The sequence below is a fragment of the Achromobacter sp. ISS7 genome (genome assembly GCF_056523125.1).
The window spans coordinates 4800449-4827353 of the sequence record NZ_JAWRZD010000001.1 but is presented as its reverse complement, the minus strand read 5'-3'; the positions used below and the strand labels follow the sequence as shown (position 1 = coordinate 4827353).

Annotated in this window: 23 protein-coding genes; 10 read left to right on the top strand and 13 right to left on the bottom strand. The window is 67.0% G+C overall.

The annotated features are described in order from the left end of the window. The first annotated feature begins 217 nt into the window (after positions 1-217). The 3 genes from AC1HFW_RS21875 (at position 218) to AC1HFW_RS21865 (ending at position 4293) form a co-directional block, all read left to right on the top strand. Entirely contained in the window at positions 218-2392 is a 2175-nt protein-coding gene (locus AC1HFW_RS21875; RefSeq protein ID WP_479285200.1) for a malate synthase G, read from the top strand. Between the two features lie 123 nt (positions 2393-2515). Next, positions 2516-3133: a TetR/AcrR family transcriptional regulator gene (locus AC1HFW_RS21870; protein WP_006392003.1), complete on the top strand. Its 618-nt coding sequence runs from the start codon at positions 2516-2518 to the stop codon at positions 3131-3133. Positions 3134-3438: 305 nt separating this feature from the next. Then, positions 3439-4293, top strand: coding sequence for a cysteine hydrolase family protein (locus AC1HFW_RS21865; protein WP_479285199.1), 855 nt, complete (start codon positions 3439-3441; stop codon positions 4291-4293). 88 nt (positions 4294-4381) lie between these two features. Here the strand turns inward: AC1HFW_RS21865 and AC1HFW_RS21860 are convergent, their stop codons facing one another. The 5 genes from AC1HFW_RS21860 to AC1HFW_RS21840 all read right to left on the bottom strand — a co-directional run bounded on the left by AC1HFW_RS21860 (position 4382) and on the right by AC1HFW_RS21840 (position 8634). After that, on the bottom strand, positions 4382-4972 hold the full coding sequence (locus AC1HFW_RS21860; protein ID WP_006392006.1) for a TetR/AcrR family transcriptional regulator: 591 nt from the start codon (positions 4970-4972) through the stop codon (positions 4382-4384). A gap of 130 nt (positions 4973-5102) precedes the next feature. Next, positions 5103-5408, bottom strand: coding sequence for a DUF4148 domain-containing protein (locus AC1HFW_RS21855; RefSeq protein ID WP_006392007.1), 306 nt, complete (start codon positions 5406-5408; stop codon positions 5103-5105). 80 nt (positions 5409-5488) lie between these two features. Further along, on the bottom strand, positions 5489-5794 hold the full coding sequence (locus AC1HFW_RS21850) for a DUF4148 domain-containing protein (protein WP_479285198.1): 306 nt from the start codon (positions 5792-5794) through the stop codon (positions 5489-5491). 844 nt (positions 5795-6638) lie between these two features. Next, positions 6639-7160: a single-stranded DNA-binding protein gene (gene ssb, locus AC1HFW_RS21845; protein WP_035359744.1), complete on the bottom strand. Its 522-nt coding sequence runs from the start codon at positions 7158-7160 to the stop codon at positions 6639-6641. Positions 7161-7449: 289 nt separating this feature from the next. Next, on the bottom strand, positions 7450-8634 hold the full coding sequence (locus tag AC1HFW_RS21840; RefSeq protein WP_479285197.1) for an MFS transporter: 1185 nt from the start codon (positions 8632-8634) through the stop codon (positions 7450-7452). Positions 8635-8768: 134 nt separating this feature from the next. On the opposite strand from AC1HFW_RS21840, the gene uvrA reads away from it, so the two are divergent. Next, positions 8769-11624 carry an excinuclease ABC subunit UvrA gene (uvrA, locus tag AC1HFW_RS21835; protein ID WP_420534850.1) on the top strand — a complete coding sequence of 952 codons (2856 nt, stop codon included), beginning with the start codon at positions 8769-8771 and terminating at the stop codon, positions 11622-11624. A 42-nt stretch (positions 11625-11666) separates the two neighbouring features. Continuing rightward, a complete protein-coding gene (locus AC1HFW_RS21830) occupies positions 11667-12329 on the top strand; it encodes a glutathione S-transferase family protein (protein WP_479285196.1) in 663 nt (220 codons plus the stop codon). A gap of 80 nt (positions 12330-12409) precedes the next feature. On the opposite strand, the gene AC1HFW_RS21825 is transcribed toward AC1HFW_RS21830, so the two are convergent. From AC1HFW_RS21825 to AC1HFW_RS21815, 3 genes are read right to left on the bottom strand one after another with little or no spacing between them, the layout of a single operon-like run. After that, a complete protein-coding gene (locus AC1HFW_RS21825; protein ID WP_479286538.1) occupies positions 12410-13537 on the bottom strand; it encodes a deoxyguanosinetriphosphate triphosphohydrolase in 1128 nt (375 codons plus the stop codon). Positions 13538-13563: 26 nt separating this feature from the next. After that, positions 13564-14640 carry a 3-dehydroquinate synthase gene (aroB, locus tag AC1HFW_RS21820; RefSeq protein ID WP_006392014.1) on the bottom strand — a complete coding sequence of 359 codons (1077 nt, stop codon included), beginning with the start codon at positions 14638-14640 and terminating at the stop codon, positions 13564-13566. After that, the gene (locus AC1HFW_RS21815; RefSeq protein WP_035359749.1) at positions 14637-15278 is read right to left on the bottom strand and encodes a shikimate kinase; all 642 of its coding nucleotides are present in this window, start codon (positions 15276-15278) and stop codon (positions 14637-14639) included. Before AC1HFW_RS21815 ends, aroB begins: the two co-directional genes overlap by 4 nt. A 115-nt stretch (positions 15279-15393) precedes the next feature. Here AC1HFW_RS21815 and AC1HFW_RS21810 point away from each other — a divergent pair, with 115 nt between their 5' ends. Continuing rightward, complete coding sequence (locus tag AC1HFW_RS21810) at positions 15394-17841, top strand: penicillin-binding protein 1A (RefSeq protein ID WP_479285195.1); 2448 nt, start codon at positions 15394-15396, stop codon at positions 17839-17841. A 45-nt stretch (positions 17842-17886) separates the two neighbouring features. Here AC1HFW_RS21810 and cyaY read toward each other — a convergent pair whose 3' ends face one another. After that, entirely contained in the window at positions 17887-18216 is a 330-nt protein-coding gene (gene cyaY / locus AC1HFW_RS21805; protein ID WP_006392017.1) for an iron donor protein CyaY, read from the bottom strand. Here cyaY and lptM point away from each other — a divergent pair. Together lptM and lysA are read left to right on the top strand one after the other, a co-directional pair. Next, positions 18167-18439: an LPS translocon maturation chaperone LptM gene (gene lptM, locus AC1HFW_RS21800; protein ID WP_420534849.1), complete on the top strand. Its 273-nt coding sequence runs from the start codon at positions 18167-18169 to the stop codon at positions 18437-18439. The two genes, cyaY and lptM, sit on opposite strands and share 50 nt — an antisense overlap. Further along, positions 18436-19728, top strand: a complete 1293-nt coding sequence (gene lysA / locus AC1HFW_RS21795) for a diaminopimelate decarboxylase (protein WP_479285194.1) — start codon at positions 18436-18438, stop codon at positions 19726-19728. Before lptM ends, lysA begins: the two co-directional genes overlap by 4 nt. Positions 19729-19795: 67 nt before the next feature. Here lysA and ccsB read toward each other — a convergent pair whose 3' ends face one another. From ccsB to AC1HFW_RS21780, 3 genes are all read right to left on the bottom strand, one after another. Then, positions 19796-21142 carry a c-type cytochrome biogenesis protein CcsB gene (ccsB, locus tag AC1HFW_RS21790; protein WP_006392019.1) on the bottom strand — a complete coding sequence of 449 codons (1347 nt, stop codon included), beginning with the start codon at positions 21140-21142 and terminating at the stop codon, positions 19796-19798. An 8-nt stretch (positions 21143-21150) separates the two neighbouring features. Continuing rightward, complete coding sequence (locus AC1HFW_RS21785) at positions 21151-23229, bottom strand: cytochrome c biogenesis protein ResB (protein WP_035359751.1); 2079 nt, start codon at positions 23227-23229, stop codon at positions 21151-21153. Positions 23230-23348: 119 nt separating this feature from the next. Beyond that, the gene (locus AC1HFW_RS21780) at positions 23349-24050 is read right to left on the bottom strand and encodes a c-type cytochrome (protein ID WP_035361096.1); all 702 of its coding nucleotides are present in this window, start codon (positions 24048-24050) and stop codon (positions 23349-23351) included. Between the two features lie 254 nt (positions 24051-24304). Between AC1HFW_RS21780 and yihA the strand changes: the two genes are divergently transcribed. After that, entirely contained in the window at positions 24305-24928 is a 624-nt protein-coding gene (gene yihA / locus AC1HFW_RS21775; RefSeq protein WP_006389648.1) for a ribosome biogenesis GTP-binding protein YihA/YsxC, read from the top strand. Then, entirely contained in the window at positions 24925-25941 is a 1017-nt protein-coding gene (gene hemB, locus AC1HFW_RS21770) for a porphobilinogen synthase (RefSeq protein ID WP_479285193.1), read from the top strand. The genes yihA and hemB overlap by 4 nt, the downstream gene beginning before the upstream one ends. Positions 25942-26040: 99 nt before the next feature. On the opposite strand, the gene AC1HFW_RS21765 is transcribed toward hemB, so the two are convergent. Continuing rightward, the gene (locus AC1HFW_RS21765; RefSeq protein WP_006392023.1) at positions 26041-26904 is read right to left on the bottom strand and encodes a DMT family transporter; all 864 of its coding nucleotides are present in this window, start codon (positions 26902-26904) and stop codon (positions 26041-26043) included. Position 26905: the final 1 nt, after the last annotated feature.

Sequence of the window (26905 nt, the reverse complement as noted above, 5' to 3'; positions counted from 1 at the left end):
TATGACCATGTCGCCGCCATCCTTGGCCCGTCGCTCCCTGCCTTTGTAAGTTACTGATATAGAACCATAAAAAAACGATGTTTGCCGAACCGCGGCCAAATAAACTGGTATGACCAGCGGTTTTTGATATGGACTTTGGGTCGGGTGCGAACGATGATGTCAGGACCGATTCGCCCGGCGCCCGCGCCGCCCAGACCTACTACCGTCAGAGATCCGCATGACTCAACGCACCCAGCACCACGGCCTGCAAGTGGCGGCCAATCTCAGCCAGTTCATCGAAAAGGAAGCGTTGCCCGGCTCCGGGCTGGACGCCGACGCGTTCTGGAAGGGATTCGCGGCCCTGGTGCATGACCTGGCGCCCAAGAATCGCGCCCTGCTGGCCGAACGCGACCGCCTGCAGGCCGAACTCGACGCCTGGCATCGCGCCCATCCGGGCCCCATCGCCGATCCGGCGGCCTACCGCCAGTTCCTCGAAGGCATCGGCTACCTGCTGCCGCAACCCGCCTCGGTGCGCGCGACCACCGACCACGTCGATACCGAAATCTCGCAACAGGCCGGCCCGCAACTGGTCGTGCCGATGTCCAACTCGCGCTATGCGCTGAACGCGGCCAACGCGCGCTGGGGCAGCCTGTACGACGCGCTCTACGGCACCGACGCCATTCCCGCCACGCCGGGCGACAGCGGCGCCGGCTACAACCCCGAACGCGGCCGCGCCGTGATCGCCCGCGCCCGTCAGTTCCTCGACACCGCGGCGCCGCTGGCGCAGGGCTCGCACGCCGACGCGCGTGGCTATACGGTCGAGAACGGCCAGTTGAAGGTCGCGCTGGCGACCGGCGCCACCACGCTCAAGACGCCGGCCCAGTTCACCGGCTACCAGGGCGAGGCCGGCGCGCCCACGGCCATCCTGCTCAAGAACAACGGCCTGCATTTCGAGATCCAGGTCGACCGCGCTCACAGCATCGGCGCCACCGATGCCGCCGGCGTCAAGGACGTGCTGGTCGAAGCCGCGCTGACCACCATCATGGACTGCGAGGACTCGGTCGCCGCGGTCGACGCGGAAGACAAGGTCCACATCTACCGCAACTGGCTCGGCCTGATGAAGGGCGACCTGACCGAGGCTGTCACCAAGGGCGGCAAGACCTTCACCCGCAAGCTCAACGCGGACCGCCAGTACACGCGCCCGGACGGCTCGTCGCTGACGCTGCATGGCCGCTCGCTGATGTTCGTGCGCAACGTCGGCCACCTCATGACCAACCCGGCCGTGCTGGACCGCGACGGCCAGGAGATCCCCGAGGGCATACTGGACGCCGTGGTGACCAGCCTGGCAGCGCTGCAGGATCGCGAACGCAAGCTCAACTCGCGCACCGGCTCGGTCTACATCGTCAAGCCCAAGATGCACGGCCCGGTCGAGGCCGCGTTCGCCAGCGAGCTGTTCGATCGCGTCGAAGACCTGCTGGGCCTGCCGCGCAACACCCTGAAAATGGGCATCATGGATGAAGAGCGCCGCACCAGCATCAACCTGAAGGCCTGCATCCAGGCCGCGGCGTCGCGCGTGGCGTTCATCAACACGGGCTTCCTCGATCGCACCGGCGACGAGATGCATTCCAGCATGGAAGCCGGCCCCATGCTGCGCAAGGGCGACATGAAGTCCACCGCCTGGATCACCGCCTACGAGCGCAACAACGTGCTGGTCGGCCTGGACGCCAGCCTGCGCGGCCGCGCGCAGATCGGCAAGGGCATGTGGGCCATGCCCGACCTGATGGCCGCCATGCTCGAACAGAAGATCGCGCACCCCAAGGCCGGCGCCAATACCGCCTGGGTGCCGTCGCCCACCGCCGCCACGCTGCACGCGCTGCACTACCACCAGGTGGACGTGCAGGCGGTCCAGCAGGAACTCGAACGCACCAAGCTCGACAGCGTGCGCGACGAACTGCTGGCCGGCCTGCTGACGGTGCCGGTGGGCGACCGCTCCAAGTGGTCCGCCGCCGACATCCAGCAGGAACTGGACAACAACGTGCAGGGCATCCTGGGCTACGTGGTCCGCTGGATCGACCAGGGCGTGGGTTGCTCCAAGGTGCCGGACATCCACAACGTCGGCCTCATGGAAGACCGCGCCACGCTGCGCATCTCCAGCCAGCACATCGCCAACTGGCTGCGCCACGGCGTCACCCATCGCGACCAGGTCATGGAGACCTTCAAGCGCATGGCCAAGGTGGTGGACGGCCAGAACGCCGGCGATCCCCACTACCTGCCGATGGCGGGCAACTTCGACGGCTCGCTGGCGTTCAAGGCCGCCTGCGCGCTGGTGTTCGAAGGCCTGACCCAGCCCAACGGCTACACCGAGCCGCTGCTGCACAAGTTCCGCCTGGAGTTCAAGGCCGCCCAGGCCTGATTCCCCGCCGGCAACGGCGACGCATGCCGTACCGGACAGCCCTGGCTGTCCGGTATTTTTTTGCCGACGTCCTTTCGCAGGAAAATCACACATTTTTCGCACAGTCGTGCTAAATTCTGGCGCATGACTGCCAAGACCGAAAAAAGCGAGCTGACTTTCGCGGCCATCGTGGACGCGGCCCTGGACATGGCCGCCGCCCAGGGGCTCGAGAGCCTGTCGCTCGGCCAGGTGGCCAAGCGGCTGGACATCAGCAAGAGCGGCGTGTTTTCACGGGTAGGCTCGCGCGAGGCCTTGCAGCAGGCCGTGCTGGATGAGTACGAGCGCCGCTTCGTGGAGGCCGTCTTCACGCCCGCCATGGCGCAACCGCGCGGACTGCCGCGCTTGAACGCGCTCATGAGCCTGTGGATCGAGCGCGCCTGCAACGTCGAACTGCTGACCGGCTGCATCTATATCGCCGGCGCCTTCGAATTCGACGATGTCGAATCCCCCCTGCGCGAAATCCTGGAAAACAACCTGCGGCGGTGGCGCGGCGTCATGGTGCGCACGGTGCGGCAAGCGCTGGACGAAGGCCACCTGCGCCCGGACACCGATCCCGAACAACTGGTGTTCGAGGTCTACAGCCTGATGATCGGCCTGATGCACGACGCCCGTTTCCTGCGCGATCCCAAGGCCCGCGAACGGGTGCGCGCCGCCTACGAGCGCCTGATTTCCACGTATCGCAGTTTCAAGTACATCGAGTAATCCTTACCCTGGAAGCCGGCGCGAGCCGGCATGGTTTTCGGCTAATTTCGCACGACCGTGCGATTCAAGTGGCATGGAGTGGATCATGGTTTTCTATATCGGCGCGACCGCGGTGGTGGTGGCGGGATTGGCCCGCGTGTGGCTCTCGTGGCGCGCGTTGCTGCGCCAGTTGCCCGACCTGCCCCGTCACCTGGTGCTGTTCTGAAACGGGCCGCCGTGCGTGGCCAGGCCGGATCCGGGCAAGATGCTCGCGCGCAGCGCGTCTCCCGGTCTATATTTCGTATTCACTTCCTGCCTGTGCCCCCATGTCGCGCTCCGTTCATCTACTGATCATCGATCCGCAGAATGATTTCTGCGACCTTCCCGCGGAATACCTGCCCGTCGATCCGCTGACGGGCCAGGCCGTCGCGCCCGCGCTGCCGGTGCCGGGCGCGCACGCCGACATGCAGCGTCTGGCGCGCTTCGTCGATGCCACCGCGCCCGCGCTGTCGGCCGTCACCGTCACGCTGGATTCGCACCATCGGCTCGACATCGCCCATCCCACCTTCTGGCGCGGCGGCGACGGCCGGCCGGTGGCGCCCTTCACGCCCATCACCGCCAGCCAGGTGCGCTCGGGCGCCTTCCAGCCCCGCCACGTCGACGACCTGCCGCGCACGCTGTCGTATCTGGACGAGCTGGAGGCGCGCGGCCGCTACACCCTGATGGTCTGGCCGGTGCATTGCGAGATCGGCACCTGGGGCCACAACGTCCATCCGGACGTGCGCGCCGCCTATGGCCGCTGGGAAGACGAACGCCAATACATCGTGCGCAAGGTGCCCAAGGGCGCCAACCCATGGACCGAGCACTACAGCGCGCTGATGGCCGAGGTGCCGGATGCCGACGACCCGCGCAGCCAGCTCAACCGCAAGCTGCTCGACGCGCTGGACCGTTCCGACCTCATCATCGTCGCGGGCGTGGCTGGCAGCCATTGCGTCAAGGCCACGGTCGAGCACATCGCCGAACACCTGCCGGGCGGCAACCTGTCGCGCGTGGTGCTGCTGACCGACTGCATCAGCCCGGTCACGGGCTTCGCGGACGCCCAGTCGGTGTTCCTGGAGCGCATGCGCGACCTCGGCATGCAGGCGCGCAGCAGCGCGGACATGGCCCGCGCATTGGCTTGAGGCAGGCGACGCCGCGATCCGCCGCGATCCAATGACAACGGCCGCACGCTTGCGCGTTGCGGCCGTGGCGATGGAAAAGCGGAGTGGATCAGGCGGCGGGCTTGTCCTGGCACTCGACGTACAGGGCGCTGATCGCCTCGCACAGGGCCGGCGGCGCCTGGAACAGGCGTGACACCAGCATGCAGCCCTGCACCGTGGCGAACACCGCCCGGCCGGCCGCTTCGGCGGTGCCCGAGAATTTCAGAGTGCCCTCTTCGGCGCCTTGCGCCAATACACGGGTCAACCAGGCTTCGTGCGCACGGAAGAATCCCTGCAGCGCGCCGCGCACGCGGTCGGGCAGGCTCATCATTTCCGCGGCCAGCATGCCGCCCAGGCACAGTTCGCCGTGGCCGCAGGCCTTCGATTCCATCATCGTCAGATAGGCGTCGAGCTGGGCATGCGCCGGCTGCGCGGTGTCGATGCTGCGCACCGACGCCAGGGCGCGGGCGCTGTAGGCTTCAACGGCCTCGTAGAGCAGGTCGTCCTTGCCGGGAAAGTAGTAGTGGATGCTGGACGTCTTCACGCCCACGTGCTCGGCCAGGTCGCGATAGCTGAAGCCGTTGCAACCGCGGGTACGGATCAGCTTTTCGGCATGGGCCAGCAGCTGGTCGCGGGTGGTGTTGGGGGTCGGAGTGTCCATGGCTGAATATTACCTACTAATAGGTCGGTTCGTCATCGGCGGTATCCCTAGGCGGGGATCCGATGCAACCGTGCGAACCCCGGCCGGGAATGATCCCGCCCCCCGGGGTTCGCAGTGGCCGTCATCGGACTCAGCCTTGCACGGGCGGGTAGTCCAGTTCACCGCTTTCGGTCAGGCCCTGGGCGCGGGCAGCGGCCAGTTCTTGCTGCACCTGGGCGCGACTCTTGTCGCCGGCGCTGGCGAAGGCGGTGGCGGCGTAGCCTTCTTCGGTCGTGGCCAGTTCACCGTTGGCGCGGGCGGCGGCCAGCTCTTGCTGCACCTGAGCGCGGGTCACCGTGCTTTGGGTGTTCGCGGCGGGCGGATAGTCCAGCTCACCGGCGTGGGCGGCGCCCAGGAACGAGGCGGTCAGGATCAGGGCGGATACGAGGGTCTTCATGGTGGATCTCCGGAAAAGGATCGGGTACTGCGATTCGGATGAAAGCTATCTATCTATAGATAGAGGTCAGGTCGAAAAAATCAGCCTTGAACGGGCGGGTAGTCCAGTTCGCCGCTTTCGGTCAGGCCTTGGGCGCGGGCGGCGGCCAGTTCCTGCTTCACTTGGGCGCGGCTCTTGTCACCAGCGCTGGCGAACGCGGTGGCGGCGTAGCCTTCTTCGGTCGTGGTCAGTTCACCGTTGGCGCGGGCGGCAGCCAGTTCTTGCTGCACCTGGACGCGGGTCACCGTGCTTTGGGTGTTCAGGGCGGGCGGGTAGTCCAGTTCGCCGGCTTGAGCGGCGCCGATGAAGGAAGCGGACAGGATCAGGGCGGATACGAGGGTCTTCATGATGATCTCCAGATAACGATGGCTAGGATGTTTCGTTTAAACTATCTACTTATAGGTAGACAACAAGGCAAATAAAAAGGGGTGCTACTGTATTTCTGGTTTGGGGCGGCGCTGCGGTGTTGCTGGGTGCTGCGTCGATGGATGAATCTTACCTACTACTAGATAGATAACGCAAGAGGCTTTTATGAAACCAAATATTTCATGACGACAATGCAGCGAATTTCACCCTCGCTCCTCGTCCGTTCCCTCCATTGACCATTCGCTTCCCTGGCCCCCTTCAGCTGTTCCCTCAACGATTGGCCGCCACCCAGCAACATCATGGGCCGATCCTGCTCCCAGGCCAGCCGGTGCGGCGGCGGACGGTTTGCGAAAGGCCGACGCCGTGGCGGATAACGGCAATCCTGGCGCGAACCGGGCGCGCCCTTTTCGACCCTGTTGAAAAGCTGTGGAAAAGCCCCGAATTACGGTGCACAAGCTGTGCAAAGGCTGTGCGCAGCCTGTGGATAGTTCGTGCCTGCACTATGCATGGAGCCAAGTTGCATGCGGTTTTCCGGCGGATGGCCAGACCCGGGTTCGAAATCCGGCGGGTTGCCGTGCCGCTTGGCGACCCTGGAGGCGCCAGGGCCCCCTTGCGAGGCCCTGTGAACAACCGGTGGAAAAGGCCCAAAAACCAGTGGGAAAGCTGTTGAAATGCTGTGCACAGCCTGTGGATAGCTGGCGGGATTTCCCCGAAAAAACAGCAGCTTCGAGCAGCCACTGCGTCTTGGCGGCGTCCCAACGGCACAAAGCCCGGCAAGCGCAAGGCTTGCCGGGCTTTGTTCGTGAACGGCCGCGGAAGACGCGATCAGAACGGAATATCGTCGTCCATGTCGGCCAGGTTGGCGCCGCCGCCGGCGGGCGCGGCCTGGGGCGCGGGACGCTGCTGCGGCGCCGGGCGCTGGGCCGGGGCGCGCTGCTGCGGCTGGCGCGCCGGCGCGTCGTCGTAGCCACCACCGCCACCGTAGCTGCCGCCACCGCCGCCGCCGTCTTCGCGGCCGCCCAGCATCTGCATCTGATCGGCGACGATTTCGGTGCTGTAGCGGTCAGCGCCGGTGTCCTTGTCCTGCCACTTGCGGGTCTTCAGGCGGCCCTCGATGTAGACCGAGCGGCCCTTCTTCAGGTATTCGCCGGCGATTTCGGCCAGGCGGTTGTACATGACCACGCGGTGCCATTCGGTTTCTTCGCGGCGTTCGCCCGATGCCTTGTCCTTCCAGGTGGAGGTCGTGGCGATGGACATGTTGCAGATTGCGGCCCCCTCGGGGCTATAGCGGACTTCCGGGTCGCGACCCAGGTTGCCCACGAGAATGACTTTGTTAACCGATGCCATGCCGTTGTCCCTCTGTTGTTGACAGCCTGTGCCACACGTTGCCGCGAGCGCGCCGGCAACAACATAAAAAGCGATGTTGAAGACCGGCTTCATGAAACTCGCCGGTCACCGCAATGATGACCGGCGACGCCGGAGAAGCCCTAGTTTGTCTTCTATTATCGACGAAAAGCGCCTGCCGCGCCAAACCGGAATCGTGACAAAGCTGTCCTGCCCGGGAAACGATTTCACCGCTGTTGGGCACCGTTGGCGGCGCGATCCGCGACTTTCCGCCGCTCGCCCCGCGGGCGCCTCAGGCCAGCGGCTTGAGCGCCCAGGTCACGGCCAGCCAGACGGCCGCCAGCACGGCCGCGCAGATGAAGACCGTGCCGGCGCCGGAGTGCGATGCCACCCAGCCGCCCAGCGCGCCGCCCGTGAACAGGCCCGCGGCCTGGGCCGTGTTGTAGAACCCAAGCGCCAGGCCCTTGTAGGCCTGCGGCGCCACGCGCGACACCAGGGAAGGCTGCAGCGCCTCCAGCACGTTGAACGCCACGAAGAAGCCGGTCAGGGCCATCGCCAGGGTGTAAAAGCCGTGACTGGCCGCCGGCAGCAGCGCGCACACCAGCACCAGCCCGGCCACGGCGGCGCGCAGGGCGCCCCGGTGGGCGCGGCGCTTTTCGGCCACGAACACCACCGGCACCATCAGCACGAACGACACCAGGATCACCGGCAGGTAGACCTTCCAGAGCTCGCGCGCATCCAGGCCGCCGACCTTGGCCAGCAGCGCCGGCACCACCACGAACAGCGACACCTGGATCATGTGCAGCACGAACACGCCGAAATTGAGCCGCAGCAGGTCGGTGTGGGTCAGCACCTGGCGCGGACTGGCGGCCTGCATGCTGCGGGCCTGGGTGCGCGGCACCACCGGCACCACCCAGCGCGCCACCGCCAGGCAGACTACGCCCAGACAGGCGATGGTCCAGAACAGGCCGGACAACCCCCACCAGCCCACCAGCACCGGCGACAGCACCAGCGACGCGGCGAACGACAGGCCGATCGAACCGCCCACCATGGCCATGGCGCGGGTGCGCACCTCGTCGCGGGTGGCGTCGGCCAGCCAGGCGGTCACGGCGGCCGAAATGGCCCCGGCGCCCTGGATGGCGCGGCCGATGGTGATCCAGAACACGTCGTCGGCCTGCGCACAGACCACGCTACCCGCCACGAACAGCAGCAGGCCGAACAGCACCACGGGCCGGCGGCCCCAGCGGTCGGAGGCCAGCCCGAAGGGAATCTGCATGAACGCCTGGGTCAGGCCGTACATGCCCAGCGCCAGGCCGACCCGGGCGGGGTCGTCGCCTCCAGGCAGGCCGCGGGCGGCGACGGCGAACACCGGCAGCAACAGGAACAGCCCCAGCATCCGCGCGGCGAACAAACCGGCCAGCGCCACGCTGGCGCGGCGCTCGGAAGGGGTCAATTTCAGTTTCGTGTCTGCCGGCATGCGGAATTTTCAACGATGACGAGGGCCGTTCGCGCGCGAATGTCATGCGCTTGCGGTCTGATCTATGGCCTGAGGACTCGGCGCGCTATAGTACCAAGTTGGCCTTTGCAACCGCTTAAAAGAGCCCGATAGACGTGACCATACGCATTCGGGGTGCCCGCACCCACAATCTCAAGAACGTCTCGCTGGATCTGCCGCGCCACAAGCTGGTGGTGGTTACCGGCCTGTCCGGCTCGGGCAAGTCCTCGCTGGCATTCGATACGCTTTACGCGGAGGGGCAGCGGCGCTACGTCGAAAGCCTGTCCGCCTACGCCCGCCAGTTCCTGCAGCTGATGGACAAGCCCGACGTCGACCTGATCGAGGGGCTGTCGCCGGCCATCTCGATCGAGCAGAAGGCGGCGGGCCACAACCCGCGTTCCACCGTCGGCACCATCACCGAGATCCACGATTACCTGCGCCTTCTGTACGCGCGGGTCGGCACGCCCTATTGCCCGGACCACGGCCTGCCGTTGCAGGCGCAGAGCGTCAGCCAGATGGTGGACGCGGTGCTGTCCTGGCCGGCCGACACCCGCCTGGCGGTGCTGGCCCCGATCGCGCGCGGCAAGAAAGGCAGCTTCGAGGACGAGTGCGCCAGCCTGCAGGCGCAGGGCTACGTGCGCCTGCGCGTGGACGGCCAGATGGTGGAAATCGACGGCATGGCGCCGCTGAAGAAAACCGAGAAGCACGACATCGACGTGGTCATCGACCGCCTGCGCATCAAGCCCGAGAGCAAGCAGCGCCTGGCCGAGAGCTTCGAGACCGCGCTGCAGCTGGCCGACGGCCGCGCGCTGGCGCTGGACATGGACGGCAGCCGCGAGCAGGTCTTTTCCAGCCGCTACGCCTGCCCGGTCTGCAGCCACAGCCTGCCGGAACTGGAACCGCGCCTGTTCAGCTTCAATAACCCGATGGGCGCCTGCCCCAGCTGCGACGGCATCGGCCAGGTGGGCTTCTTCGACCCCAAGCGCGTGGTCGCCTTTCCCGAGCTGAGCCTGGCGGCCGGCGCCATCCGCGGCTGGGACCGCCGCAACGCCTTTACCCATTCGCTGCTGACCAGCCTGGCGGCGCACTACGAATTCGACATCGAGGCGCCCTTCGAGGACCTGCCCGAGGCGCTGCGCGACAAGGTGCTGTATGGCTCGGGCGAAGAGGAAATCTCGTTCCTGTACCTGAACGAAAAGGGCCGTAGCACCGTCAAGCGCCACACCTTCGAGGGCGTGATCCCGAACCTGGAGCGCCGCTGGCGCGAAACCGATTCGGCCACCGTGCGCGAAGAGCTGGGCAAGTACCGCAACATCAAGACCTGCCCGGACTGCGGCGGCTCGCGCCTGCGGCCGGAAGCGCGCCACGTGCTGATCGGCCAGGACCCGCGCGGCGGCGAACGCCACGGCCAGGCCATCTACGAAGTCGAGGCGATGCCGCTGTCGACCTGCCTGGCGTGGTTCCGCGACCTGGCGCTGACCGGCGCCAAGCAGGAGATCGCGCAACGCATCGTGCGCGAGATCGAAGCGCGCCTGAGCTTCCTGAACAACGTCGGCCTGAACTATCTGTCGCTGGACCGCAGCGCCGACACCATCTCCGGCGGCGAGGCCCAGCGCATCCGCCTGGCCAGCCAGATCGGCTCGGGCCTGACCGGCGTGATGTACGTGCTGGACGAACCCTCGATCGGCCTGCACCAGCGCGACAACGACCGCCTGATCGGCACGCTGCAGCACCTGCGCGACCTGGGCAACAGCGTCATCGTGGTCGAGCACGACGAAGACATGATCCGCATGGCCGACTGGGTCGTGGACATGGGTCCGGGCGCGGGCGAGCACGGCGGCGAAGTGGTGGCGCAGGGCGATCCCGAGACCGTGCAGCGCGACCCGAATTCGCTCACCGGCCAGTACCTGAGCGGCCAGCGCGCCATCGCCATCCCGCAGCGCCGCCCGGTCACGGACGAGCTGCCCTGGCTGACCCTCACCGGCGCCACCGGCAACAACCTCAAGAACGTCGACCTGCGCCTGCCGGCCGGCCGCCTGATCTGCGTCACCGGCGTGTCCGGCTCGGGCAAGTCGACCCTGGTCAACGACACGCTGGCGGTGGCGGTGTCGCGCCAGCTGCATCACGCCCAGAGCGAACCCGCCCCCTACGCCGCGATGCAGGGCCTGGAGAACTTCGACAAGATCATCAGCGTCGACCAGAGCCCGATCGGCCGCACCCCGCGCAGCAACCCGGCCACCTACACCGGCCTGTTCACGCCGATCCGCGAACTGTTCGCGGGCGTGCCCGAGGCCCGCACCCGCGGCTACGATCCCGGCCGCTTCAGCTTCAACGTCAAAGGCGGCCGCTGCGAGGCCTGCCAGGGCGACGGCGTGGTCAAGGTCGAGATGCACTTCCTGCCCGACATGTACGTGCCCTGCGACGTCTGCCACGGCAAGCGCTACAACCGCGAGACGCTGGAGATCCGCTACCGCGGCCGCAACATCAGCGAAGTGCTGGACCTGACGGTCGAGCAGGCGCTGGAGTATTTCGAATCGGTGCCGGCGATCGCGCGCAAGCTGCACACGCTGATCGACGTCGGCCTGTCGTACATCCGGCTGGGCCAGAGCGCCACCACCCTGTCGGGCGGCGAGGCGCAGCGCGTGAAGCTGTCGCAGGAACTGTCGCGGCGCAGCACCGGCCGCACCCTGTACATCCTGGACGAACCCACCACCGGCCTGCATTTCCGCGACATCGAACTGCTGCTGCAAGTGCTCAACCAGCTGGTGGACAGCGGCAACACCGTGCTCATCATCGAACACAACCTGGACGTCATCAAGACCGCGGACTGGCTCGTCGACATGGGCCCGGAAGGCGGCGACGGCGGCGGTCGCGTGGTGGCACAAGGCACGCCGGAAGACGTGGCGGCCGCGCCGGAAAGCCACACCGGACACTATCTCGGCAAACTGCTGCGCCGCATGCCAGCCGGCTGAACGGCGCGGCGCAATCAGGGCCTGTCACTAAGGGGAATCGGCATGTACACCTTGATCATCGGCAACAAGAACTACTCGTCGTGGTCGCTGCGGCCATGGCTCGCGCTGCGCGCCAGCGGCGTCGCCTTCACCGAACAGAAGCTGGGCCTGTTCACCGAGGCGTTCGCCCGCCACCTGGAAACGCTGACGCCGGCCGGACTGGTGCCGGTGCTGCTGGATGGCGACCTGGCGGTCTGGGACTCGCTGGCGATCTGCGAATACGTGGCCGAACAGCATCCCGAGGCCCGCCTGTGGCCGCAGGACGCACGCGCCCGGGCCCGCGCCCGTTCGCTGGCGGCGCAGATGCACAGCGGCTTCGGCGCGCTGCGCCAGGCGCTGCCGATGAACATCGAGGCGCACCTGCCGGGCATCGACATTCCCGAGGCCGCGCGCCAGGAGATTTCGCGCATGCATGCCATCTGGCAGGACACCCGCGCGGAATTCGGCCAGGGCGGCCCGTTCCTGTTTGGCGCCTTCTCGATCGCCGATGCGTTCTTCGCGCCGGTCGTGTCGCGCTTCGTCACCTACGGCATCGCCGCGGCCGGCCCGGTGCGCGACTACATGGACGCGGTGCTGGCGCTGCCGGCAATGCAGGAATGGATGCGCGACGCGCGCGCCGAAGCCACTTTCGTCGAGGCCGACGAACCGTACCGCAAGCATCGTTGATACCGGCGGGCCGCGCCGCCTGACCCCGGCACGGGTGGCGCCCAGGACACATCAGCCCTGAACGCCGCCCGGCGCCGGCCCTAGCTCATGTCGAACAGGCGCCGGTGCTCGCGGATGGCGTAGCGGTCGGTCATGCCGGCGATGTAGTCGGCGATGGCACGGGCCTGGTCATTGAAGGCCGCGCGCCGATAGTCCGGCGGCAACAGGCGCGGATCATCCAGGAACGCCGCGAACAATTCGCGCACGATGCGGCGCGCCTTGGTGGTCATGCGCAGCACGCGGTAGTGCCGGTACAGGTTGTCGAACAGGAACTTCTTCAGCTCATCCGCCTCGCGCCGGATGCCGTCCGAGAACCCCGCCAGCGGCGGCGCGCGCCGCACGTCGTCGGCGCTGGCCGGCGCCGCGTCGCGGATGCGCGCCAGCGAGGTCTGCGTCAGGTCGCCGATCAGCGTGTTGATCATGCGCCGGATGGTCTCGGCCACCGCGCGGCGCGACGCCAGGTCGGGATAGCGCGCCAGCACCTCGGCGTGGTGGCGTTGGAAGATCGACACGCCCTGCAGCTGTTCCAGCGTGATGAGCCCCGAACGCAGGCCGTCGTCGATGTCGTGGTTGTTGTAGGCCACTTCGTCGGCCAGGTTGGCGATCTGCGCTTCCAGCGACGGCTGGGTACGCGCCAGGAAGCGTTCCCCCACCGCGCCCAGCTGCCGCGCATGGGCCGCCGAGCAGTGCTTGAGGATGCCCTCGCGGGTCTCGAAGCACAGGTTCAGGCCGTTGAAGTCGGCATAGCGTTCTTCAAGCTCGTCGACCACCCGCAGGCTCTGCAGGTTGTGCTCGAAGCCGCCGGCCTCGGGCGCCAGTTCGCGCATGCAGGCGTTGAGCTCATCCTGGCCGGCATGGCCGAACGGCGTGTGGCCCAGGTCATGCGCCAGCGAAATGGCTTCGGTCAGGTCTTCCGACAGCCCCAGGCTGCGCGCCAGGGTGCGCGCGATCTGCGCCACTTCCAGGCTGTGCGTGAGCCGGGTGCGGAACAGGTCGCCTTCGTGGTTCACGAAGACCTGGGTCTTGTACTCCAGCCGCCGGAACGCGCCGGAATGGATGATGCGATCGCGGTCGCGCTGGAATTCCGTGCGGTTTTCCGGCGCGGGTTCGGCATAGGCCCGGCCGCGCGATCGGGACGGGTCGGATGCATAGGAAGCCAGTTCTTTCATCTGCGACACCGTCTCTCCAGCGGTCTTTATTGAGTGGTCCGGGCCAATACGGCGCGCACGGCATCGGCCGGCGCCGCCCGCATCATCGCTTCGCCGATGCGGGTCATGAGCACGTAGCGGATCTCGCCGCCCTCGGTCTTCTTGTCGACCTGCATCAGGTCGAGCCAGCGATCGGCTCCCAGGTCGGGCGCGATCACGGGACAGCCGATGGCCTCGACCAGGGCGCGCACGCGGGCCACGTCGGCGCGCGGGAAACCCGCCACGTCCGCCGACAGCTCCGCCGCCTGCACCATGCCGCAGCCGACCGCCTCGCCGTGCAGCCAGGCGCCGTAGCCCAGCCCCGCCTCGATGGCGTGGCCGAAGGTGTGGCCCAGGTTCAGGATGGCGCGCAGGCCGGACTCGCGTTCGTCCTTGCCCACCACCTGCGCCTTCAGTTCGCACGAGCGGCGGATGGCGTAGGCGACGGCCTGCGGATCCAGGCTGCGCAGTTTTTGCGCATTCTGTTCGCACCAGGTCCAGAATTCCGGATCCAGGATCAGGCCGTACTTGATGACTTCGGCCAGGCCGGCCGACACTTCGCGCGCCGGCAGCGTGGCCAGCACGGCGGTGTCGATCTCGACCGCCAGCGGCTGGTAGAACGCGCCGATCATGTTCTTGCCCAGCGGGTGGTTCACGGCCGTCTTGCCGCCGACCGACGAATCGACCTGCGCCAGCAGGGTCGTGGGCACCTGCACGAAACGCACGCCGCGCATGTACACCGCGGCGGCGAAGCCGGTCATGTCGCCGATCACGCCGCCGCCCAGCGCCACCAGCACGCAGCGGCGGTCCAGGCGATTGCCCAGCAGGGCGTCGAAGATCAGGTTCAGCGACTGCCAGTCCTTGTACGACTCGCCGTCCGGCAGCTCGATGCGCAGCACCCGCTTGCCGGTGCGCGCCAGGGCAGCTTCGGCGCGTTCGCCGTACAGGGCCGCCACGGTCGGGTTGGTCACCACCGCGATGGCGGTGGCGTCGGCGGGAATGCTCTCGTCCAGGGCATCCAGGCGCCCCGGCGCGATGCGGATGGGGTACTGTCCGCCCGGGGTGTCGACCTCAACAACGTTCATATCTGCTTCTCGAAGGCTTGTAATTGCGGCAGGAGCGCCTTGACCAGGGTGTGGATGGGCATGGAGCCGGTTTCCACCACCAGGTCGGCGACTTCCTTGTAGAGGGGCTCGCGCAGGGTCATCAGGTCGCGCAGCGTGCCGCGCGGATCGGCGGTGGCCAGCAGGGGCCGGTTGCGATCGCGGCAGGTGCGGCGGAACAATTCGTCCACACTGGCCCTCAAATAGACCACGATGCCCCGCTCGCGCAGGCGCAACCGGTTTTCGGCGGCCAGGATGGCGCCGCCACCGGTGGCGAGAATTATGTTGCGGCGTTGGGTACACTCTTCCAGGGCGGCGGATTCCCGACGACGGAAACCGGCCTCACCCTCGATTTCGAAGATTACCGGCACCCGCACGCCGCAACGCGCCTCGAGCTCATGGTCCAGATCGATAAAATCGCGCCCCAGGGCACGCGCCAGGCCACGGCCGATGGTCGTCTTGCCCGCCCCCATCATTCCCACCAGGAAGATGGGCAGGTCGTGCGGCAACGACACGGTCTTGCCCAGGCACTCCGAGGCGCAAGGCGGGTTTTCGGGCGCCTCGCCGGAGGGCGCCAGGTCCGGGTCAGCCTCCGGACATGAGTGAGCGGAAAAGTTCATGACGGCATTATCACATCTGCCGCCAAGTTGCCCGCGCACCACACTGAACTATCTTGTTACAGAAACCGATCCGCCACACTGAGGTGGGACCGGAGATACCCGTAAAATCGCCGCGATGAGCAAGCCGCAGAATTCCTCCAAAAAAGACAAGCCCGCCAATAACGGTTCCCCGATATTGCGTTTTTTCGTCAAGACCGGCATTTTCTTTGCCGGCCTGTTCCTGTGCGGCGTGCTGCTGGCGGGCATGGCGCTGGCGCTGGCCTGGCCCAACCTGCCGGACCTGAACGCCATGACGGACTACCGCCCGCGGGTGCCGCTGCGCGTCTACACGGCGGACAAGGTGCTGATCGGCGAATTCGGCGAAGAGCGCCGCAACGTGCTGCGCTTCAATGAAATCCCGGACGTGATGAAGTCCGCGGTGCTGGCGGCCGAAGACGACCGCTTCTACCAGCACGGCGGGATCGACTGGACCGGCGTGGTGCGCGCCGGCCTGACCAACCTGATCAACATGTCCAAGACGCAGGGCGCCAGCACGATCACCATGCAGGTGGCGCGCAACTTCTACCTGTCGTCGGAAAAGACCTACTCGCGCAAGTTCTACGAACTGCTGCTGACGTTCAAGATCGAATCCGAGCTCACCAAGGACCAGATCCTCGAGCTCTACATGAACCAGATCTACCTGGGTCACCGCGCCTACGGCTTCGCGGCCGCCTCGCGCACCTATTTCGGCAAGCCGCTGTCCGAAGTGACGCCGGCCGAGGCCGCGATGCTGGCCGGCATTCCCAAGGCCCCGTCGCGCTTCAACCCGATCTCCAACCGCCCCCGCGCCGAGTTGCGCCAGCGCTACGTGCTGGGCCGCATGCAGTCGCTGGGCTACCTGACCGAGCCTGAATACAAGCAGGCGATGGCGCAGCAGATCGTCATGAAGTCGGCCGAAGGCACGCCGGCCGGCGGCTACAGCATCCATGGCGAATACGTGGCCGAACTGGCGCGCCAGCTGCTGTTCAACGTGTACCAGGACAACGTCTACTCGCGCGGCATCAACATCTACACCACGGTCCAGTCCAAGGACCAGGAAGCGGCCTACCGCGCCGTGCGTGAAGGCGTGCTGGAATACACCCGCCGCGCGCCCTACCCCGGCCCCGAGGAACAGCTCGACCTGCCGCCGGGCACCGAGAACAACCCGCAGGCCCTGGATGAATTCCTGGACGGGGTGTTCGACAAGTTCGGCGACAGCGGCGACCTGCTGACCGCGCTGGTGCTGTCGGCCAGCCCCACCGAAGTGAAGCTGGCGCGCAGCTCGCGCGAGATCATCACCGTCACCGACAAGAAGGTGCTGGGCGTGGTGGCGCGCGCGCTCAACGACAAGGCCAAGCCCGAGCAGCGCATCAAGCGCGGCTCGGTGGTCTACATCCGCAAGCTCGGCGACAACTGGGAAATCATCAACCTGCCGTCGGTGCAGGCCGCGTTCGTGGCGCTCTCGCCGCAGGACGGCGCGATCCGCGCCATGGTCGGCGGCTTCGATTTCTACCGCGGCAACTTCAACCGCGTGACGCAGGCCTGGCGCCAGCCCGGCTCGAACATCAAGCCGTTCATCTACGCCGCCTCGCTCGAGCGCGGCCTGACGCCGGCCACGCAGATCTCCGACCAGCCGTTCGAACTGACCGCGGCCCAGACCGGCTCCAAGGCCTGGAACCCGAAGAACTACGGCAACCAGTACGAGCCCATGCTGACGCTGCGCCAGGGCCTGTACAAGTCCAAGAACATGGTCTCGATCCGCATCCTGCAGGCCATCGGCCCGCAGTACGCGCAGGACTACCTGACCCGCTTCGGCTTCGACAAGGCGCGCCAGCCCGCGGTGCTGCCGCTGGCGCTGGGCGCCGGCTCGGTGACCCCGCTGCAGCTGGCCGGCGCGTTCTCGGTGTTCGCCAACGGCGGCTACCGCGTCACGCCCTACCTGATCGACCGCGTCACCGACAGCAACGGCAAGATCGTGATGCAGGCCAAGCCGACCGTGGCCGGCGACGCCGCCGCCCGCGCCATCGACCCGCGCACCGCCTGGATCATGGACGACGTGCTGCGCGGCGTGGCCACCTACGGCACCGCCGCCCGCGCCCGCGTGCTGCTCAAGCGCAACGACATCGCCGGCAAGACCGGCACCACCAACGAATCCGTGGACGCCTGGTTCTCGGGCTACACGCCGTCGCTGGTGGCCACCGCCTGGCTCGGCTTCGACCAGCCCAAGTCGCTGGGTTCGCGCGAAACCGGTGGCGGCGTGGCCATGCCGATCTGGGTCGACTACATGCAGGACGTGCTCAAGGGCGTGCCGGAAGAAAAGCCGCGCCCCCGTCCCGACGGCATCATCGTCGAGAACGGCGAGTACTACTTCTCGGAATTCCCGCCCGGACAGGCGGTGGCGCGCCTGGGCCTGCCGCAGGCCGATACGCTGGGCGAGTTCCTGAACGGCCTGAACAACGAAAGCGGCGAAGACAACCGCATCAAGGTCGGACCGGGCGTGGGCGCGCAGAACGCCCAACCCTGGTCGCAGAAGATCCCGTTCTGAACGGAATGAAAAAAGGCCGGCGTCAGCCGGCCTTTTTCTTGGGCGTTACAGGCGGATCGTGACGGGCACGCCGGCCGCCGCCGAACAGATCTGGGACAAGGCGTCCGGCAATTTCGGGCCGCCTCGGGTATCGTTCCAGTTCTGGCCGTCGTAACGGTAGTGAAAGCCGCCGCTGCGCGCGGCCACCCACAGTTCCTGCATGGCGGCCTGGCTGTTCACCACCACGTGGGTATTGTCTTCGAACACCATCGTCAGCACATTGCCGCTGCGGCTGGTTTCGACGTCGACATCGAGCGAAGCCGCCCAGTCATCGGCCTGGCTTTCGATGCTGTTCAGCACCTGGTCGATCAACGCAAGAAATTCGGATTCGGTCATAATCGAGCCTGCAAGAATTACGGAGTTCCCAGTGTTCCAATTGGCATTCAGCCGCATGTCTCTTCGCATTGTAGCCACGCTGTTGGCGACCGGCATGGTTGCGGCCTGCGGCTACAAGGGTCCGTTGTACATGCCCACGCCTGATGGCAAGCCGCCCCGACCTGGGCAAGGCCAGAGGACGCCCCAGGTACCGCAGATACCGGCCGCGCCCTCCCTGCCATGACCGCCGCGTTCCCGGTTCCGCCCGAACTGGCCGGGCACCCCTTCTTCCAGTACCGCAACAACGTGCTGTACGCCGAAGACGTGCCGCTGGACCATCTGGCCGAAAAACTGGGAACGCCGCTCTACGTCTACTCCCGCGCGGCGCTCAAGGCCGCCTGGGAAACCTACCGCAGCGCCGTCGGGCAGCGCCCCGTGCAGGTCTGCTACGGCATGAAGGCCAATTCCAACTTGGCCGTCCTCAAGGAATTCGCCCGCCTCGGCGCCGGTTTCGACATCGTCTCCGGCGGTGAACTCGAACGCGCCCTGGCCGTGGGCGCCGATCCCGCCCGCATCGTCTTTTCCGGCGTCGGCAAGCAGGCCTGGGAAATGCGCGCGGCGCTGGCCGCCGGCGTCATGTGCTTCAACGTCGAGTCCGAGGCCGAATTGCAGCGGCTGTCCGACGTGGCCCAGGAAACCGGACAACGCGCCCGGGTGGCGCTGCGCGTCAACCCGGACGTCGACGCGCAGACCCATCCGTACATCTCCACCGGCCTGAAGGAAAACAAGTTCGGCATCCCCATCGGGGCGGCGCTGGACGCCTACCGCAGCGCCCGCCTGCTGCCAGGCCTGGAAATCACCGGCCTGGACTGCCACATCGGCTCGCAGCTGACCGACATCAGTCCCTATTTCGACGCGCTGGAAAAGCTGCTCGACCTGGTCGCCGACCTGGACGACATCGGCATCCGCCTGTCGCACCTGGACCTGGGCGGCGGCCTGGGCATCCGCTACAGCGACGAAGTGCCGCCCTCGCCCAAGGCGCTGCTGGATCACGTGTTCCAGCACCTGCAGGCGCGCGGCCAGGGCCATTTGCGGCTGGTGCTCGAACCCGGGCGGTCGCTGGTCGGCAACGCCGGCGTGCTGCTGACCGCCGTCCAGTACCTGAAGCACGGCGAGGCGCGCAATTTCGCCATCGTCGACGCCGCCATGAACGACCTGCTGCGGCCGGCGCTGTACGACGCCTGGCACGGCCTGCGGCCGCTGCGGCCGCGCGCCGGCGACACGCTCGAATACGACGTCGTCGGCCCGGTCTGCGAAAGCGCCGACTGGCTGGCCCGCCAGCGCGCGCTGGTGCTGGAACAGGGCGACGTGCTGGCGCTGGAATCGGCCGGCGCCTATGGCATGACCATGGCCGGCAACTACAACACCCGCCCGCGCGCGGCCGAGGTCATGGTCGACGGCGACCACTATCACGTGGTGCGCCAGCGCGAGACCCTGCGGGACCTGCTGCGCGGCGAATCGACCCTGCCCTGAACGCGCTCCGGCTTCCGGATGCAAAAAGGCCCCGTCGAAACGGGGCCTTTTGCCGTGCGCGCCAGGCTCAGAGCTGGCCGTAGGAATGCAGGCCCGACAGGAACATGTTCACGCCCAGGAAGGCGAAGCCGGTGATCAGCAGGCCCGTCAGCGCCCAGTAGGCCGCCATGGTGCCGCGCAGGCCCTTGATCAGGCGCATGTGCAGCCAGGCCGCGTAGTTCAGCCAGACGATCAGCGCCCAGGTTTCCTTGGGATCCCACTGCCAGTAGGCGCCCCAGGCGTCCGCGGCCCACAGCGCGCCCAGGATGGTCGCCACGGTGAAGAAGGCGAAGCCGATGGCGATGGCGCGGTACATGATGTCGTCCAGCACCTCCAGCGGCGGCAGCGCGGCGGCGATGCGGCGCCGGCCCAGCAGGATGGCGCCGACGATCACCGCGCCGATGCCGAAGTACAGCATCCAGGTGGCCGACAGGCCGTCGGTGCGGAACACCATGGGCTCGGCGCACAGCAGCACGCCCAGCACGAACAGCGGCGCCAGCTTGAGCCACGACGAGGTCTGGCCGTGCTGCTTGACCAGGTAGGCGAAGCCGACCATCGCCGCCAGCGAGAAGGTGCCATAGCCGATGAAGTTGGCGGGCACGTGCAGCTTCATCCACCAGCTCTTGAGCGCCGGCACCAGCGGCTGGATCTGCCCGGCGTCGCGCGTGAACGAATACCACAGCAGGAACACCACCGCCGACGTCACCACCAGCAGCACGAAGCCGCCCAGCGCGCGCGTGGCGTACTTGCGTTCGTAGTACAGGTAGAACAGCGCCGTGATCAGCGCGAACAGCACGAACACTTCGTACAGGTTGCTGACCGGGATGTGGCCCAGGTCCGGGCCCATCAGATGGCCTTCGCGCCAGCGCACCAGGAGGCCGGTGACGCCGGCGAACACCGCGCCCCAGGTCAGGGCCGTGCCCAGCCAGGCCGCGGTCGGGCTGAAGAAACCGATCCAGTAGCAGACCATGGCCAACGCGAACAGCGCGCTCATCCACAGGATGGCCGACTGCGACGAGAACAGGTATTTCAGGAAGAACACCTGCTCGGCCCGCGCCAGGTCGTTGCCGTAGAGCATCAGCGCCAGGCCGGCCGCGATCGCACAGGCCACCATCAGGCGGCGCAGCGGACGCCACAGCCAGCCCATCCAGGCCAGCACCGGCACGGTGCCGCACAGGATGATCTTCTCGTAGTAGTCCATGGCGCCGCTGAAACGCGTCAGCGCGAACCCGGCGCCCGCCGCCAGCAGCAGGAAGAACACGATGTCCGTCCAGTCCGGCCGGCCGCGCTGCGCGCGGCTGTCACCGGTCTCGGACAGGCTGTCCTGCCAGAGGTTGTCGGGCGTGGGGGAATGCGTGGTGGTCGTCGTGGACATAGGAAACCTTAAGACCCTTTCTGGCGCAGCAGCGCCTGCTTGAAGCGATCGAACTCCTGGTTGAAGTCGAGTGTACGCTTCTGCGACGTCATCGCCGCCAGGATGCCGCTGCCGCCTTCCTGCGGCTTGATCCAGATCCAGACGCGGCGATCCCGAATATAGAACATCGAGAACACCCCCAGCACCAGCAGCAGGCTGCCGAGGTAGACCGTATTCTTGCCCGGCGTGCGGCTGACCTGGAAGACGCTGGCCTGCACGTGGTTGAAATCAGCCAGGGAGAAGAACACCGGGGCCGGATAGACCGTCAGGTCGGACAGCGCCGCCACCGCCAGGCGCGACCACAGCGCGGCGCGCTCGGCCTCGGGGCCTTCGGTCGGGACCGGCGGCAAGCCGGCGCGTTCGCGCTCGACCGCCCGCAGTTCGTTCATGCTGGCGCCGATCAGGCGGATCACCACGTCCGCGGCGCGCTCCAGGTCGGCGGCCGGCGTGTTGGCCTGCAGGAACGCCGCCACGGCCTGCAGGCCGCCCGAGGCGTAGGTTTCCAGGGCACGCTCGGCGGCCGTCTGCAACGGCTGGCGGTCGGCGCCGCTGGGGCTGTTGCGCTCGGCGAAGCGGCGGGCCGCTTCCTGGCGCGCGGCGGGATCGGCCAGCGTCGCGCGCAACCGCATGAACTCGGCCACCGAGCTGTCATCATCGGCCGGGATGCGCAAATAGCGGAACGGCTCGGCGGCATTGTTGCGCACGCCGGCCAGGAACACGCTGGCGCCGTCCAGCTGCACCGGCAGCATGTAATTCTGGAATTCGTGCGCCTGGCCCGCGTCGTCGATCAGCTTGTATTCGACGCTGGGGCCCACGTTGCGCAGGTTCTCGTTCTTCTTGCCGGCGGCGCTGCCGGACACCGAGGCCACGTGCTCGGCGAAGCTCTGGTTGCCGCCCTTGGGATCGCCGCGGGTCAGGTCCTCGACGTTGATCGGGCGCAGCGCCGTGATTTCCACGCCCATGCTGCGCGGACCACGCGCAGTGTGAGCGGTTACTTCGGCGGTCTTGCCCACGGTGCCGTCAACATTGAAGGTGGCGCTGTCGGCGCCCACCAGCGGATAGCCCTTGAGCACCACCGTGCTGCCGCCGTCATCGAAGCTGGACTGGTAGACCGTCATGCCCTTGAAGCGCAGCGGCTCGTTGACCTCGATGGTCGAATCGAAGCTCTTGCCGGTATCCGGATCGGTCACTTCGACTTCGCTGGCGAAACGGCTGGGCATGCCGGTCGAGTAGTAATCGACGACGAATTTCTTGAGCTTCAGGGTGAACGGCATCGGCTGCACCAGCGCGCCGTCGCCCACCATCACCACCGCGGTGCTGGCCTGGCCATTCTCCGGCACCAGCACGCTGGCGCGGAAGCTCGGGTTGTTGACCGACAGGCGGCCGCTTTCCGGCACCTCGGAGATCAGCATGTTCTCGACGATCGGCTTCTTGCCGCCGAACATGACTTGCAGCCGCACCGGCAGCTCGCTGTCGAGCAGGCCGCCGACACAGATGATGACCATGGCCGCGTGGGCGAACACGTAGCCCAGCCGGTTGGCGCTGCCCTTCTTGGCGGCCAGCAGCACGCCGGTGCTGTCCTGGCGCTCGCGCACCGCGTAGCCCATGCGCTTGAGCAGCGCGGTCAGGCCGGCCGCGGTTTGCGGCACGTCGGTGGGCGCCTCGGTCTCGACGCGGTGCGGAAAGGCCCGCAGGCTGCCCCCGCGCACGTGCTCGCGGAACGAGCGCGCGTCGCGCAGCATCTTGGGCGCGTTGCGGATCAGGCAGACCGTCGTCGAAATGACCAGGAACGCCATGATCAGCAGGAACCACCAGCTGTTGTAGACGTGCCAGATCGAGAACTTGTCGAACACCTCGAACCAGAACGGGCCGAACTGGTCGATGTAGTTGTTGGACGACCGGTTCTGCTGCAGGACCGTTCCCACCAGGCTCGCCACGCAGATGAACATCAGCAGGCTGACGGCAAAGCGCATCGAACCCAGCAATTCAAACAGATCGCGGGGCAGGCTGCGCAGAGAGGGACGGGAGTGTGTCTGAGTCGAATTCATGAAAAAAGGGGGGCCGCACGATCGGCTACCCCCCTCGTAGACAGCGCAAGACGGAAACAGGTTCCGTCATGCCCAGGTTGCGTGAACGCGGACCAGCCGCGCGCGTTGCCGGCGGGTGCCTACCGCAGGCCGGCCGCGTAGTCCGCCACGGCCTTGATGTCGGCATCCGACATCCGGTCGGCCACGGCGTGCATCACGTCGTTGGCGCGATCGCCGCTGCGGAACAGCTTGAGCTGCTCTTCGATATACAGGGGGAACTGGCCCGAGAGGCGGGGATACTGGCCCGGAATGCCCGCGCCATTGGCAGAATGGCATGCCGCACAGGCGGGAACATTGCGCTCGGGCAACCCGCCGCGCCAGATCTTTTGACCCAGATCAACCAACTTCTCATAACCGGCGGTGGCCGGCTCTTTCAGCGGTTGCTGCGCCAGGTACAGGGCGATGTTCTGCATGTCGGCCGGCGTCAGGTTCTGCGCCATGGCGGTCATGGGGGTGGGATTGCCACCGGGGCCATTGCGCACCGGCAGCTTGGCGCCCTGCTTGACCTGGAAATCGGTCAATTGCTTGACCAGGTACTCGTGGGGTTGCGCAGCCAGGTTGGGATTCACCGGGATGGTGCTGTTACCCGCCGCGCCATGACAGGACGCACAGGCGATGATGCCGCGCGAGGCATCGCCCTGGTCAAACAGCTGCCCGCCCTTGGCGGCATCTGGCTTGGCCGGGCCCGCGGCGCCATCGGCGGCGAAACTCGAAGTAGATAAGGCGGAGGCGCCGAGCAACAGCCCGCTCGCAACCAACATCCGGGACAGCACACGCTTCATGAAGACCTCGACGATCACATCGATCAAGGCGCAAAAAGGCGCCCACGCCTGCCCGCACATCTGGAAAACCGTATCGAACCTGATTTGCCGTTTGCCTGCTCGTCAAAGGCCGGGGTACCTGGGAAACCGGCTGGCCGGCTGGTACGAAATGCCCTCAACAGTAAGCAAAAGAGACGGCTCCGCGCACGGGGACCACTGTTGCAAACGCCGGATTATACAATAGGGCTCGAAACCAACTGTAGCCAAAGCCATCCGTGTCCCTCCTACATCGCGCCTCTTTCCTCACGTCAGCCGCTCGCCTCGACCAGTTGCCGCCCCCTGATGCGCCCGAGGTTTGCTTCGTCGGCCGCTCCAACGCCGGCAAGTCCACGGCCATCAACGTGCTGTGCAACCAGCGCCGTCTCGCCTTCTCGAGCAAGACGCCGGGCCGCACGCGCCTGATCAACATGTTCGGCCTGCCCGACCCGCTCGATCCGGAAGGCCACATCGGCTATCTGGTCGACCTGCCCGGCTACGGCTATGCGTCCGTGGCCCGCGATGAAAAGGAAAAGTGGGCCGACATCCTCGGCGGCTACCTGCGCGATCGCGAATCGCTGGCCGGCATCGTGCTGCTCATCGACATCCGCCGCGGCGTCACCGAACTGGACCGCCGCCTGGCCAACTTCATCGCCCCCACCGGCCGGCCGGTGCTGGCGCTGCTCACCAAAGCCGACAAGCTGCCTTACGGCCAGCGCGTGCGCACCGTGTTCTCGGTGCGCAAGGACCTGGCGGACATCGGCGCCCTGCACACCATTCCCTTCTCGGCGCCGGAGCGCATCGGCCTGGAAGAAGCTGGCGCGCACATAGAAAACTGGATTTCTCCCAAGGTCGTACCATGAACCCGCAGATCATCACCCCCGACTTCCCGGTTTCCCGCCCCCGCCGCCTGCGCCGCGACGACTACACCCGCCGCCTGGTGCGCGAGAACGCCCTCACCGTCAACGACCTGATCTATCCGGTCTTCGTGGCCGAGGGCAATGGTCTGAAGCAGGCCGTGCCGTCGCTGCCGGGCGTGGTGCGCTATTCGCTGGACACGCTGCTGCCGGTGGCCGAGGAATGCGTGGCGCTGGGCATCCCGGTGCTGTCGCTGTTTCCCGCCATCGACCCGGCGCTCAAGACGCCCGACGGCATCGAGGCCACCAATCCCGACGGCCTGATCCCGCGCGTGGTGCGCGAACTGAAGAAGCGCTTCCCCGACCTGGGCGTGCTGTGCGACGTGGCGCTGGACCCGTACACCAGCCATGGCCAGGACGGCGTCATCGACGAGAACGGCTACGTCATCAACGAGCCGACCGTCGAGATCCTCGTCAAGCAGGCGCTGACGCAGGCCGCGGCCGGCGTCGACATGGTCGCCCCCAGCGACATGATGGACGGCCGCATCGGCGCCGTGCGCCGCGCGCTCGAGGCCAACGGCTACATCCACACCCAGATCATGGCCTACTCGGCCAAGTACGCCAGCGCCTTCTACGGCCCGTTCCGCGACGCCGTGGGCTCGGCCACCAACCTGGGCAAGTCCAACAAGATGGCTTACCAGATGGACCCGGGCAACCTGGACGAAGCGCTGCGCGAAGTGGCCGCCGACCTGCAGGAAGGCGCCGACATGGTCATGGTCAAGCCCGGCATGCCGTACCTGGACGTGCTGCGCCGCGTCAAGGACACCTTCCGCGTGCCGACCTTTGCCTACCAGGTGAGCGGCGAATACGCGATGATCAAGGCGGCCTCGGCCAATGGCTGGCTGGACCACGACAAGGTCATGATGGAAGCGCTGCTGGCGTTCAAGCGCGCCGGCGCCGACGGCATCCTGACGTACTTCGCGATCGAAGCGGCGCGGCTGCTCAAGCAGCAACGCTGATTGCGGCTGGCGGGGCCGCACTGGCCTCGCTTGTCATCCGCGCGCATCGACATGATGCGCGGCACGGCGCCGGCGGACCCTTGCGGTCCGCCGCGCTTTTCAACGCGACGCCGGCGCGCCGCGGCGCAGGCCGAGCCAGGTGCCGCTGAGAATACAGGCCAGCCCCGCCACGTGCACCAGCGTGACGTGCTCGTCCAGGAACAGCGCGGCGAACAGCAGGCCGAAGATCGGCAGCCAGTTCACGAACAGCGCCGCGCGGCTGATGCCCAGCCTGGCGATGCCCGCGTTCCACAGGATGTTGCTGACGCCCGAGGCGATCACCGCCGAGAACAGCAGCACCAGCCACGGCCACCACGTCATGCTCCAGTTGTCCGCGTCATAAGACGATGGCGTCATGGCCGCGTGCACCATCAGCATCAGGCCGCCGGCCAGGTACATGTACCAGAGCATCGCCAGCGGATCGAGCGTGCGCGAGATGCGCTGGATCACCAGCCCGCCGAACACGAACACCGCCACCGCCAGGAACACGATGGCGTCGCCCCAGCCGGTCAGCCCCAGTTGCGCGCCGCTGCCCACCACCACCATCGCCACGCCGGCCAGGCCCAGCAAGGCGCCGGCGATCCGCAGCCACGTGAGTTTTTCGCGATAGAACAAGGCCGCCAGCAGCGCCGACAGCAAGGGACTGGTGGCCATCAGCAGCGTGCCATTGGCGGCCGACGAGAATTGCAATCCATACACGAGCGCGGTCTGGTGCGCGTACACCACCAGGAAGCCGGCCAGCGCTACCCAGCCCAGTTCCACCCGCCCCAGTTTCGGAATGCGGCCGCGGCGCGCCTTGACGATGAGCGTGACGGCGACGAACGCCACGGCGATCCGCAAGGCCGCCAGGGCGCGGATATCCATGTGCTGCGTCAGGTATTTGATGGAGACGATGTTCAGGCCCCAGGTGGCCATGACGAACATC